Source organism: Lactiplantibacillus garii (genome assembly GCF_003885105.1).
GTDB lineage: Bacteria > Bacillota > Bacilli > Lactobacillales > Lactobacillaceae > Lactiplantibacillus > Lactiplantibacillus garii.
On record NZ_QWZQ01000034.1, the window covers coordinates 23,822 to 35,681 of the forward strand.

The 11,860-nt window shown below is 50.0% G+C and carries 13 protein-coding genes; 4 read left to right on the plus strand and 9 right to left on the minus strand.

What is annotated here, in order from left to right; genetic code table 11:
• Positions 1 to 75: 75 nt before the first annotated feature.
• Complete coding sequence (locus tag D1831_RS09955) at positions 76 to 885, minus strand: aldo/keto reductase (protein WP_125072792.1); 810 nt, start codon at positions 883 to 885, stop codon at positions 76 to 78.
• A gap of 111 nt (positions 886 to 996) precedes the next feature.
• Positions 997 to 1,155 (minus strand): hypothetical protein, encoded by a 159-nt coding sequence (locus tag D1831_RS14410; protein WP_158610660.1) that lies wholly within the window; start codon positions 1,153 to 1,155, stop codon positions 997 to 999.
• Between the two features lie 126 nt (positions 1,156 to 1,281).
• Between D1831_RS14410 and mscL the strand changes: the two genes are divergently transcribed.
• Both mscL and D1831_RS09965 read left to right on the plus strand, forming a co-directional pair.
• A complete protein-coding gene (gene mscL, locus D1831_RS09960; protein ID WP_125072793.1) occupies positions 1,282 to 1,668 on the plus strand; it encodes a large-conductance mechanosensitive channel protein MscL in 387 nt (128 codons plus the stop codon).
• A 104-nt stretch (positions 1,669 to 1,772) separates the two neighbouring features.
• The gene (locus D1831_RS09965) at positions 1,773 to 2,420 is read left to right on the plus strand and encodes a deoxynucleoside kinase (protein ID WP_125072794.1); all 648 of its coding nucleotides are present in this window, start codon (positions 1,773 to 1,775) and stop codon (positions 2,418 to 2,420) included.
• A gap of 57 nt (positions 2,421 to 2,477) precedes the next feature.
• Here D1831_RS09965 and D1831_RS09970 read toward each other — a convergent pair whose 3' ends face one another.
• From D1831_RS09970 to pepV, 7 genes are all read right to left on the minus strand, one after another.
• Positions 2,478 to 3,164 carry a glycerophosphodiester phosphodiesterase gene (locus D1831_RS09970; protein ID WP_125072795.1) on the minus strand — a complete coding sequence of 229 codons (687 nt, stop codon included), beginning with the start codon at positions 3,162 to 3,164 and terminating at the stop codon, positions 2,478 to 2,480.
• A 20-nt stretch (positions 3,165 to 3,184) separates the two neighbouring features.
• Complete coding sequence (locus D1831_RS09975) at positions 3,185 to 4,546, minus strand: ABC transporter substrate-binding protein (protein ID WP_404819896.1); 1,362 nt, start codon at positions 4,544 to 4,546, stop codon at positions 3,185 to 3,187.
• Positions 4,543 to 5,385: a carbohydrate ABC transporter permease gene (locus D1831_RS09980; protein ID WP_179950322.1), complete on the minus strand. Its 843-nt coding sequence runs from the start codon at positions 5,383 to 5,385 to the stop codon at positions 4,543 to 4,545. Before D1831_RS09980 ends, D1831_RS09975 begins: the two co-directional genes overlap by 4 nt.
• Complete coding sequence (locus D1831_RS09985) at positions 5,385 to 6,350, minus strand: carbohydrate ABC transporter permease (RefSeq protein WP_125072796.1); 966 nt, start codon at positions 6,348 to 6,350, stop codon at positions 5,385 to 5,387. Before D1831_RS09985 ends, D1831_RS09980 begins: the two co-directional genes overlap by 1 nt.
• The gene (locus D1831_RS09990; protein ID WP_125072797.1) at positions 6,325 to 7,431 is read right to left on the minus strand and encodes an ABC transporter ATP-binding protein; all 1,107 of its coding nucleotides are present in this window, start codon (positions 7,429 to 7,431) and stop codon (positions 6,325 to 6,327) included. The genes D1831_RS09985 and D1831_RS09990 overlap by 26 nt, the downstream gene beginning before the upstream one ends.
• Before the next feature lie 195 nt (positions 7,432 to 7,626).
• The gene (locus tag D1831_RS09995) at positions 7,627 to 8,133 is read right to left on the minus strand and encodes a universal stress protein (protein ID WP_125072798.1); all 507 of its coding nucleotides are present in this window, start codon (positions 8,131 to 8,133) and stop codon (positions 7,627 to 7,629) included.
• A gap of 25 nt (positions 8,134 to 8,158) precedes the next feature.
• Positions 8,159 to 9,562: a dipeptidase PepV gene (pepV, locus tag D1831_RS10000; RefSeq protein WP_125072799.1), complete on the minus strand. Its 1,404-nt coding sequence runs from the start codon at positions 9,560 to 9,562 to the stop codon at positions 8,159 to 8,161.
• Between the two features lie 125 nt (positions 9,563 to 9,687).
• On the opposite strand from pepV, the gene D1831_RS10005 reads away from it, so the two are divergent.
• Both D1831_RS10005 and D1831_RS10010 read left to right on the plus strand, forming a co-directional pair.
• The gene (locus D1831_RS10005; protein ID WP_125072800.1) at positions 9,688 to 10,530 is read left to right on the plus strand and encodes an NAD(P)H-hydrate dehydratase; all 843 of its coding nucleotides are present in this window, start codon (positions 9,688 to 9,690) and stop codon (positions 10,528 to 10,530) included.
• A 195-nt stretch (positions 10,531 to 10,725) separates the two neighbouring features.
• Positions 10,726 to 11,847 carry an alkaline phosphatase family protein gene (locus tag D1831_RS10010; RefSeq protein ID WP_125072801.1) on the plus strand — a complete coding sequence of 374 codons (1,122 nt, stop codon included), beginning with the start codon at positions 10,726 to 10,728 and terminating at the stop codon, positions 11,845 to 11,847.
• Positions 11,848 to 11,860: the final 13 nt, after the last annotated feature.

An 11,860-nucleotide genomic window follows, 5' to 3' on the forward strand; every position in this document is an offset into this window, starting at 1 on the left:
AATACAATGACCCCCAGATTAAAACATCCCGCCAGGACCAGATCACTGGTGCCTGCCGGGATGTTCAATATTAATTTAGTTATCGTAATTTAAATGTTTATCCTGATCCAAACCGTTGATTTGTTCAATTTCGGCCGGCGTCAAGTTGAAATCAAAGATGTCGAAGTTTTCCTTGACCCGGGCAACTTGACGGGACTTAGGAAAGACCACGAAATCGGTATCCAAGTGCCACCGTAAAACGACTTGGGCCGGCGTTTTGCCGTGGGCTTGAGCGATCTGTTTGATGGTCGGGTCCTCCAAAACTAAGTGCCCGTGACCAATTGGGGAGTAGCCTTCGTTGACGATCCCGTTAGCCGTGTCAAACGCGCCCAATTCTTTTTGAACCTTGTAGGGGTGCCGTTCGATCTGGTTGACCATCGGCTTCGTTTTAGCCATGGCAAAGACTTGCTTTAACTGGTCCGCGGAGAAGTTGGACACCCCGATGGCTTTCACCTTGCCTTGATCGTAAAGGTGTTCGAGCGCTTTCCAAGTCTCTAACGATAAGTCAAAGTTATCTTCATTCGGCCAGTGAATCAAGTACAGGTCCAAGTAGTCCAACTGCAGGTCGGTTAACGTTTGTTGAAAAGCGGCCAAGGTCTTGTCATAGCCCTGATCGGCATTCCACACTTTGGACGTCACGAAGAGGTCTTCCCGCTTCACGCCGCCGTCTTTAAACGCCTGACCGACTTGCTTTTCGTTACCATAAATGTGCGCACAGTCAAAGTGCCGGTAACCGTCGTCCAAAGCACCCTGAATGGCTGCGGGTACGTCTTGCGGGTCGATCCGATACGTTCCAAACCCCAGCATCGGGATCTTCACGCCGTTATACAACTGTTTATATTCCATGTGATTGCCTCCATTAATTAACTAATTCTAATTAAAATACTAATCAAAGTGGTTGCAATAAGCAATCAATATGCCGGTTAAAAACTGAACAGCGACTTTCCACCACCTTAATTAGTTGCCCCCCGACCACGCTTCGTTCAGCACTTCCTTGCCGTTTAGCCCCTCTACACCTAGGTATCCTTCAGAATCCAAACGATTCCGGACCTTTTCGTAGGTAGCCGTTGTACTTTGACGGCGGCCATTGTACAATTTTTGAGGTGTAACTGGCATGGTGTTAGTCCGCCATTCACCAAATAAACTAATTGTTACCATTAGTTTTTAATGCAAAACGCTTGTTTTTCTGGTCATTATTCGTTATATTTTATATTAAAACTAAACAAAGGGAGTCACTATCAGATGATTAAGGAATTTAAAGAATTTATCGCCCGCGGTAACGTCATCGACCTAGCCGTTGGGGTCATTATTGGGTCCGCCTTTACGGCCATCGTTAAGTCGCTGACCAACAACTTGATCAACCCGCTCATCGGGATTTTTCTCGGCCGCATCGACCTATCCAATTTAAAAGTTAGCATCGGGGACGCCACCTTTAAATACGGGGCCTTCTTAAATTCAGTGATTAACTTTTTTATCGTTGCCATCGTGGTCTTCCTACTGGTCAAAATTATTAACAAAGCCGTTAATAACAAATCCACTGAAGACGACGTCGAAGAAGAAACGCCGGCAGCTTCGGAACAGTACCTGGCGGAAATTCGTGATTTATTAAAAGAACAGTCTAAAAAATAATTAAAATCGTTCCCCAAGCAAAGTTTCTGCCAAATGTCTATATGGTATTGAAACTTTTTTTGTTATACAATATGTAGTGCAATTTTCTATAAAGAGGGGCTATCATGGTGATAATAACAGCAGGAATGATTGGGGTTGGCAAGACCACTTTAACGGGTATGATTGCCGATCACCTTGGAACTAAAGCATTTTACGAACCGGTCGGTGACAACCCAGTCTTGCCACTTTACTACTCGGATCCTAAAAACTATGGTTTCCTATTACAAATTTACTTCCTAAACAAACGCTTTGCGATGATCAAGAAGGCATTGGCCGATGACAACAACGTTCTCGACCGCTCAATTTATGAGGATGCCCTCTTCACCAAGGAAAACAACGCTGAGGGGAACATCTCAGATACCGAATTAGACGTCTACTTACAATTGTTAGACAATATGATGACCGAATTAACCGAACTGCCCAAAAAGGCCCCGGATTTGATGGTCTATTCCGAAACCGACTTCGATACGATTCTTTACCGGATCAAAAAACGTGGTCGTGATTACGAACAGTTTGATAACAATCCCGAATTGGAATCTTACTACTACAAAATGTGGACGGCCTACCGGAAATGGTACGACGAATACGATGCTAGTCCTAAGATGAAGATCGACCTTCAAACTTACGACCTTGAAAAGCCAGAAAATCAAAAGGCCGTTTTGGCACAAATCGACGCCGAACTCCGCAAGGTTCGCAACCCCGCCAACGTTTAATATCAGCAAAAACCACCTTCCGAAAATAGTCGGTAGGTGGTTTTCTTTTACATCAATTTAAATCGCAGCCCGCACGTCCTGTGCGAGTTCAAAGTCGTTGGTAATGACCGCACTAACCGCGTGATCAAAGAGTTCGCGCATTTCGCCCGGATCATCGACCGTCCACACCCGTTCGGAAACGTGGTGCACGGGTTGGTAGTGTTCTAAGTGGAGCCCTTCGAGGTGTTCCGTTTTGGCAAAGCCCTCCGGATCACCAATTTTGGCCGAGGTCAAAAACGCGTATTTCTGTTCGGGATCCAGTGCGTAACCGCGTTGTAAGCTGTGCAAGTTAAACGAGGAAAAGACCACCGGATAAACTAAGTCGGTTTGGTGAACCATCCGCAGCACCGTGTGTTCAATGCCGGGATAGTACTGCCGGTCAGTCTTAAATTCCAAATTTAAGTGCACGTTTTCGCCACTAACGAGCGCCAAAAATTCGGCTAACGACGGCACCGGTTCACCGTTGCTCAACTTGCATTGACGCAGTTCCGCAAACGTGTGGTCCACAATTTTACCGCTTCCGGAAGTCGTCCGGTCAACCGTTTCATCGTGCATGATGACCGGCACGCCGTCCTTCGTTAAATGGACGTCAAACTCCAGTCCATCAATGTGTTGACTAATGGCGTAAGCGAACCCCGCCAGCGAATTTTCTGGAAACTTCACTGGGACGCCCCGGTGACCATAGATCAACGATTTACTCGTCATTTTAATTCCACCCTTTCTTCTTATCCCCGTCCATTGGCTCGGTTATTTGATTCTAACACTTTATTGTAAGAATTTTCAGCTGCTTTCAACGATTTGTAAATATCCTGACCCGCAAAAATCTGTTGCATGGCGTTTTGAATCGACGTGCGGGCGGGAACTAACCCGTCAATAAAAATACCAGAGTTCGTATCGTTCGGGGTCGTCCGTAACATTTGGTTACCGGAGACTTCGAGTACTGGCGACTTCTTAAATAACTGCTTAAGCAGGGGTTCGTCCTTGGCGTGCTTATTAACGGCCAGATAACCCGTTTTAGCTTGCCAAGTGGCTTGGTTTTTAGCGTTTACTAAGAACTTCGAAAATTCCCAGGCCCCGTTTTGAACCGCGGCCGGCTTATCATTTGAGATCCATAAAGAGGCGCCCCCAACGGCGATTCCGTTCGCCTTTTTCCCATCGGGACGTGGGAAGTACGTGACCCCTAAATTATTTTTCAAGACCTTATACAGTTGACCAGTCTTAGCCGAAGACTGCATGAAGATCCCTAAGTGGCCCGATAAGAACGACGCGGCTTCGTTAGCCGACGCGTTACCACCCGACCCGAAGTTGATAAAGTCGCCGTAGTCGATGTTTTCCTTGACCCACTGCATGGCCTTGATGGCGGCCGGACTAGTAAAGTCCACCTTGGTGGCGTCACCCGTATGACCATTATTATGGTTAGCCAGCGGAACGCCGGCATTGGCGACTAACTGTTCAAATAACCAGGAGTAGGCTTCCATCGTCATCCCCTTGACTTGTCCGTGTGACTTGTCGTGGATCTGCTTAGCTACCCGGGTAATATCACTGTACGTCGGGTCGACGGGCGGCGGCGTGATCCCGTACTTTTTCAAGACCGCTTTATTGTAGTACAGCGCCGTCTGGGACGAATTAAACGGCATTGATAACAATTTACCGTTCCGTGAGTAAATAGCGCGGGCCCCCGGGACCAGCTGATCTAAGTCGTAATGATCACGGTCCACAAACTTCTGGACCGGTGTCGTAAAGCCGCTATGGTACATTTGGCTCGTTGAAATGTCCATGGACTGGAATAACGCCGGCGACGCGGCGGTACCGTGGGTATTCATGATCTTTTGAATAACCCCGTTATAACCACCTTCGAACTCGGCCACCACTTCGTACTTCGACTGCTTTTTATTAAAAGCCTTCACGTACGCGTCGATCTGCTTTTGGCCCGGCCCCTTCATTTCGTGCCAGAAGACCACCTTGATCCGTTTGGATTCGGCGTGGGCCTGGTTACCATACGCAAAACCGCCAATGATGGCTAAGAGTGCCAATAGACCCAGGCCCCACCGCCAGTGTGGTTTAAAAATACTTATCAATTTTGTCATTTAACAGAACCCTCGTTTAATCCGGATTTAAAGTAGTGTTGCCCAATAAACAGCACAATTAAGGTCGGAATGACCACGATGGCGGCACTCGCTTGAATTAGGCCCCAGTTCGTGGCCGTTTCTTCCGAGTGTAACTGCCGTAAACCGTCTTGGACCGGCCGTAACCGGTTCGTAAAGGTTGTCAGCATCGGCCATAAGTACTGGTTCCAGCTCCCTAAAAAGCTGTAGGCGGCCAACGTTAAGATACTGATCCGTGAGTACGGTAAGGCCACTTTCCAATAAAATTGCCAGTGACTTAACCCGTCCACGTCCGCCGACTCTTTTAAATCGAGCGGAATTTGTTTAAAGGCTTGACGCAACATGAAAATCCCGAACGCCGAAGTCAAAAACGGAATAATCATAACGGCGTAGTGGTTCAACAAGTGCAACGTCCGCGCCGTTTGAAAGTTAGGAATAACTTCCGCTTCAAACGGTAACATCATCGTTGCTAACACCACGTAAAATAACAGGTCCCGGTATTTAAATTCCAGGAAAACAAACGCGTAGGCCGCAATCGACGCAAAGAATAAGTGCGCAAACATTTGGACCACCGAAATCACCAAACTGTTTAATAAGTACCGTAAAATGGGCGTTTGGGTAAACGCATCCACGTAATTTTGCCAGGACATCGTGCCGTGCAGGGCGCCCTTTGCAATTTGGGTCGTGGGTAAAAAGCTGGTCCATAGGCCCAAGATAAACGGGAAAATCACAATGAACGCTAAAACTGACAAGAGTAAGTATTTAAAAACTAGGCCGACCCGCCGGTGTAAATTTGCCTGGGTCGCAATCGTATTTTCCATTAGTAATTCACCCGTTTCGCTAAAAGTTTAAATTGAATAAAGGTAATGATTGCAATAATGATTGCGAGGACGATCGATTCCGTGCTGGCAACGGCGTAGTTTCCGTCAACAAACGCGTCCTTATAGATCCGGTAGACCAATAAATTGGTGGCGTTGGTCGGTCCCCCCGCGGTCATCAAGTCGATCAACCCGAAACTCTTGAACGACGAGATCATGGTGATCACGGCAACGAAGAAAAACGTTGGCGAAATCATGGGTAACGTAATGTGGAAAAATTGGTACCGGCTGGAAGCCCCGGAAACGTCGGCGGCGTCGTAAAGCGTTTTGGGAACGGACTGTAACGCCCCGAAGAAAATCAAAAAGGTAAAACCGAGGTGCATCCACACACTGGTGGTGATCACTGAGACCATCGCCCAGTGCGGATTGGTTAACCAGTTGACCGTTGGTAAGTGTAAAAACAGGGCAATCTGATTTAAGACCCCGATCGACGGGTTAAACATGAATAACCAAAAGATTGCTGAAACGGAGACCGAAACCCCCATCGTGGCCGTAAAAATCGTCCGGAAGAACTCAATTCCGCGAATTTTTTGATTAGCGACCGCGGCCAGTAACAACCCGCAAATAATCGTAAAGGCGGTCACGCCAATGACGTACACCCCAGTTGCTTGGATACTTGCCATGTAAACTTTCGACGTTAATAAGTTGAGGTAGTTCTGTAAACCGACAAAAACGGTCGGCCGACCAAAACTGTCGGTTAAAAATAAACTGAGGTACAGCGTCCGTAACATGGGGTAAAAGACAAAGATTCCTAAAACTAAGAACGACGGGCCTAAAAAGAGCCACGCGTAGTACTTATCATTTTTCTGCAGTTCAAAATTTTTAACGTTAGCGCGGACTTCTTCCTTAGGACCCGGCGCTTGGTTAGTTTGACGGCGGCGCTTAACCGACGGAAACGAGTTGATCATCAGAGACCCCTCCTTGTTCGGCAATTAAAGTTTGCTGGTCATCAAAAACGAAGGCCGGGCCCAGCGCACTTACCGTGACCCGTTGATTGATCTTTATTTGCACCTGACCAGCTTGAACGATCCGGACTTCCTGACCGCTGTCCATCGTGACTTCAATAATGGTTTGTTCACCTAACGTTTCAACGTTTAAAACGTTCGCGTTGCCCCCGGTCGTCGCCGGTTTCAGGGCCATTTGGTTTGGACGAATACCGACCGTATAGCGGCCCGCAGCTAGCGGTTGGTTCAACTGCACGTGCAGCGTGTCGTCAATCGTGATCCGTTCGGAAGCTTCATCCCCCGCAATGGTCGCCGCAAATAAGTTGATTTGCGGCGTACCAAAGAACTGAGCCACAAAATGGTTGGCCGGGTGGTTATAAATATCGAGCGGCGTATCGATCTGTTGGACGTGCTGATCGTTTAGCACCATCACGTGGTCGGCCATCGTCATCGCTTCGGTCTGGTCGTGGGTCACGTAAATCAGTGTTAATCCCAGTTTGCGTTGTAACTCCCGAATTTCCGAACGCATTTTGACCCGTAACTGGGCATCTAGGTTGGATAACGGTTCGTCCATCAAACAAATTTTTGAATCACTAGCAATCGCTCGGGCTAGCGCCACCCGTTGCCGTTGTCCCCCGGAAAGTTCCCGGGGTTTGCGGTCGGCAAAATCCGTTAAACTAACCATAGCTAAGGCGTCCTGGACGCGGCGGGTAATTTCAGCCGGTGCCATTTTCCGCGCCTTTAACCCGAACGCGACGTTATCGGTCACGCTTAAAAACGGGTATAGGGCGTAACTTTGAAAAACCATGGATAAGTTTCGGTCCTTGGGCGGAACCCCGTTCATGACCTGATCATTGATCGTCAGCGTCCCGCTAGTGATTGGAATGATTCCGGCAATCATGCGGAGCAACGTACTTTTCCCACACCCCGATGGCCCGACGATCACGAATAACTCGCCGTCTTGAATTTCTGCGTTAACGGTACTCAACACCGGTGCGGCATCCTGACCGTATGTTTTGGTGATTTCCTTTAACTCAATTCCCATTACGTTTCGAACCCCTTTAGTTGTTCATGATTTGTGACCTTAATGGCGCTGGTCACTACCTAAATCATGCCAGAGCAACGTATCGAAATTATCATGATGATGTAAAGATAATGTATGAGTTATGTATTTATTTTTTGAGCTAAACCAAAAAACGCCCACCGACGAAACCGTCAGTGAGCGTCATGCTAAACTAATTTAAACTTGTCGGGACAACCGTTTGGGCAGCTCGATTGGATTCTGTTGTAAGTCCGTCCGCACGACAATCGTATCGCACGTCGCGTTGCGAATGATATACGAGGCGTTCGAACCAATCAAAATCCGGGACACGTTATTGAGCCCGGTCGCACCGACCACGATCAAATCCGTACCGTATTCAGCCGGTAAAGTGGTCGCCAACAGGGTTTTAGAGTTGCCGGAGTGTAAGTGGACCGCCACGTCGCTCACGCCCGCTTGGACCGCTTCTTGGCGTGATTTAACCAAATTAGCTTTTAACTGCCGGGTCATCTCGTCTAACATCTGGGGAGTCGTCGCGCCAAACCCCATCGGTCCCTGCGTAATGCCGATAAACTTTTCCGTGTTGATCACCGTAACAATGTCGAGCCGTGCCCCGGTTTCCACCGCGATCGCAACCGCCTTTTCCAAGGCTAATTGTGATTGGGGCGACGTATCGACGCCGACGAGAATCCGCTGATAGTTGGTCATGAAAACTTCCCCCTTAGATATTAGATTATTTATCCGTTGCTAAAACGGCGATTGATTCCGCGTAGATCGCCATGGCGGCCATTAAGTCGTCCACGGGTTGGAATTCGTTGGCTTGGTGCATCGTATCTTCCGTGTGTGGGAACAACGCCCCAAACGCGACGCCGCGTTTCATCATCCGGCCGTACGTCCCACCACCGACAATTTCTGGTTGTGAATCTTGATCACCGGTTTGACGCCGGTAAACGTCCATCAAATCTTTAACAATCGGGTCCTCTGGGTCAACGTAGTGCGGCACCATGAAGTCGCCCTGACTAACCGTCGTCCCCACTGGAACCTGGTTTTGGACCGCCGTCGTTAAGTCCGCGGGTTCGATTCCCTTTGGATAACGGAAGTTCAACGTCAAGTCACCGCCGTTTTGATGGTCAAAGTGTAACAGACCCACGTTCATCGTTAAGTCGCCCATCACGTCGTCCGTGTAGGCTAAGCCTAAGTGGACCACCCGAGAATCGTCGTGCAACTTGTCCGCGATAAAGCTCAAAAAACCGGCCGCGTCCGCCGCAAAGGCGTAGTTGCTTAAGAAACTAGCTAAGTAGGTTCCGGCGTTGATCCCGTTGCGTGGTTCCATCCCGTGAGCCGCTTTACCGATCACTTCCAGGCGCACGCCCTCGGGAACGACCGTCAATTCACCGGTCACTGGTTGCTGGTCTAAGAAGGCCGTAAAGTCGGCGGCAAACTGTTCATTATCGTCAGTCGCAACGACTGCCACGGCTTCCCGCGGCACCATGTTTTCCCGTAAACCGGAATCAAACGAGACGAGGTTGTCGTCGCCGGTGTCCTGGTTGCCAAAGTGAAGCTTTAAGCTGACGTTTCCCTTTTCACCGTTGATCAGCGGAAATTCGGCGTCGGGTGAAAAGCCCAAGGTCGGTGCCGGTTCAACTTCAAAGTAGCGTTTCATCCCGGTCCAGTTACTTTCTTCGTCGGTACCAACGATGAAACGGACCTTTTTATTTAACTTTAAGCCCAGTTCCTTAACGATCTTCAAACCGTAGTAGGCGGCCATTCCGGGACCCTTATCGTCCGAAGCACCGCGGGCGTATAGCTTGCCGTCCTTGATGGTCGGTTCAAACGGGTCGGTGTCCCAACCGTTACCGGCGGGCATTTCATCGACGTGCGCTAGGACGGCCAAGGTTTCGTCGCCCTCACCGTATTCGGCGTAACCCACTAAGTTATCGATGTTTTTAGTTTTAAAGCCGTCGCGTTCCGCAATCGCTAAAAAGGTCGTCAAGGCCTGCTTAGGTCCGGGACCTAACGGGGCGTCCTTGGTGGCCTTGCTGTCATCGCGAAAACTCGGGACGCGTAACATTGTGGTTAAATCAGCTAAATAATCATCTTTATGCTTAGTTGCTTCATTTTGCCAATCAATTGTCATTTAAAAATTCCTCCCACTTATTATTACCCTAATTTTATCATAGTGCGGTTAAACTTAATAATCGGAAGCTACCGTTTTCATTCATGGTATACTCGAAGTAAACGTTTTGAAAGTTGGTGACAAATATGCAACCCATTACAACTAAACTCGTCACCCAGACCATCGTGGAACGCCCCGCCGAATCTTACAAGGGCAACTACGGCCGGGTGCTACTAATTGGCGGCAACCAGAACTTCGGCGGCGCGATCATCATGGCCGCCACCGCCGCCACTTACAGCGGGGCTGGCCTGGTCACCGTGGCGACCGACCCGCAAAACTTCGCCAGTTTACACGCCCGTTTACCGGAAGCGATGGTGATGGACTACCACCAAACCGATTATTTGCTGGAACTGTTAGCCGGCATGGACGTTATCGTGATCGGCCCCGGGCTGGGCACCGACACCTTTGCTGAACAACTCCTCGGTACGGTCTTAAACGCCGCTTGCGCGCCACAACGATTAGTTATCGACGGTTCGGCCCTCACGTTACTAGCGGCCCACCCGCGGCCATTGCCGGACCTGCCAATCGTCGTCACCCCGCACCAAATGGAGTGGCAACGTTTGTCGGGGCTTAAAATCAGCGACCAGACCCCGACGGCCAACCATAAGGCTCAGCAGGCACTTGGCGTGATTGCGGTCGTTAAGGCCCACCACACCACGATTTACACCAACGAAAAAATTTGGTTCAACCCGGGTGGTACCCCGGCGATGGCCACCGGCGGTATGGGTGACACCCTCGCCGGCATGGTCGGCGGTTTTGCCGGTCAGTTTACCAACTTCACGGCCGCGATTTTAAGTGCCGTGTACTTGCACAGCGCAATTGCCGACGACCTGGCCGCGACGCGCTACGTCGTTTTACCGCACCAGATCAGTGCACTAATTCCGAAGTACATGCACGATTTTAGCGTTGCGGACCCCGACGAAGCTTAATTGACTAATAAAATTGGACCAACGTTAACGGGCAGACGTGCTCGTTAACGTTGGTCCAATTTTTAAGTTCGGGAAAGACCTGTCGCGGCGCGGTTGTCGCCAAGTTAACACAACCGTTACTGGTTCGATACGAAACCTATACATCCACGTGCTAGGCTATTAACGCATTCAAATAAAAATAGAGAAGGTTTCAGCATGCCCAGCAAAGCCATGATCATTTTAATCGACGGTGCGAGTGCCGCCTACCTTAATGCGACCAACGCCCCGCAAATCAACCGCCTCGCCCAAGTCAACGCCGGGTTTCTTAAAACCGTGGCTGGTCAGTTTCCAACCGTGACCAACGTTAACCATGCCCGCATTTTGACCGGTGCGTTTCCCGCCGAAAACGGCATCAACGGGAACGGCTTTTTTAACCGTCAGACCGGGGAACAAACCTTCATTGAATCACCCGCTTACCTCAACGCTCCGACCATTTTTACCCGCTTAGCACACGCCCAGCGCTCCTCGGCCCTGCTGACGGTCAAGGGCAAAATCGACCAGGTTTTTGGTCAAAACGCTACCTACCGGATCAACGCCGAACGTCCGGACGAGGAACTGTTAAAGAAGATTAGCGCCCCGCTGCCACCAGACATTAGTAGCCTCAACAGTGGCGGCTGGGTCGTTCAAACCGCTAAACGCCTAATTGCCGCTAAGTCGCCGGACTTCGTCTACGCCACGACCAACGACTACGTCATGCACCACTTCGGGCCGGACACTCCCGAAGCCCAGGCCTTTATTCGCCAAATCGACGACCAAGTTGCGGCCATTCACGCCTTGGAACCGGAGCGGACCATCTACGTGACGGCCGATCACGGCATGAACTTTAAACCGACCCTGTTAAACCTGGAACTACTGTTAAAAAGCCACGGGTTAGCCGCTCACATCCTGTTACCGTTAGCCGACCGGTACTTAAAAAACCACCAGTACCAAGAATCCGGTTCGGCCTACGTGTACGCGGCCACCAGCGACCTCCCCGCGATTCAGCGGCTATTGACCGCCACGCCGGGGGTGGCCGCCGTCTTGACCAACGACGAGGCCGCCCAGCGTTTCCAACTAGACCCCACCCGGATCGGCGACCTAGTCGTGCTCGCCACCGAGGATGTGGCCTTTGGACTGCAACCGCAAACGACCTTGACCAATTATCCGGGCCGTTCGCACGGCTCCTTAGCCGAACTGACGGTACCCCTGCTGCGAATTGCGACCAGTGGTGCCGATACGGCAGCTTTCCAAACCTCCCGCGACCTCTTTGACCAGCTACAAACAGCCCTCGATTTTTAGCAAAATCCTAATC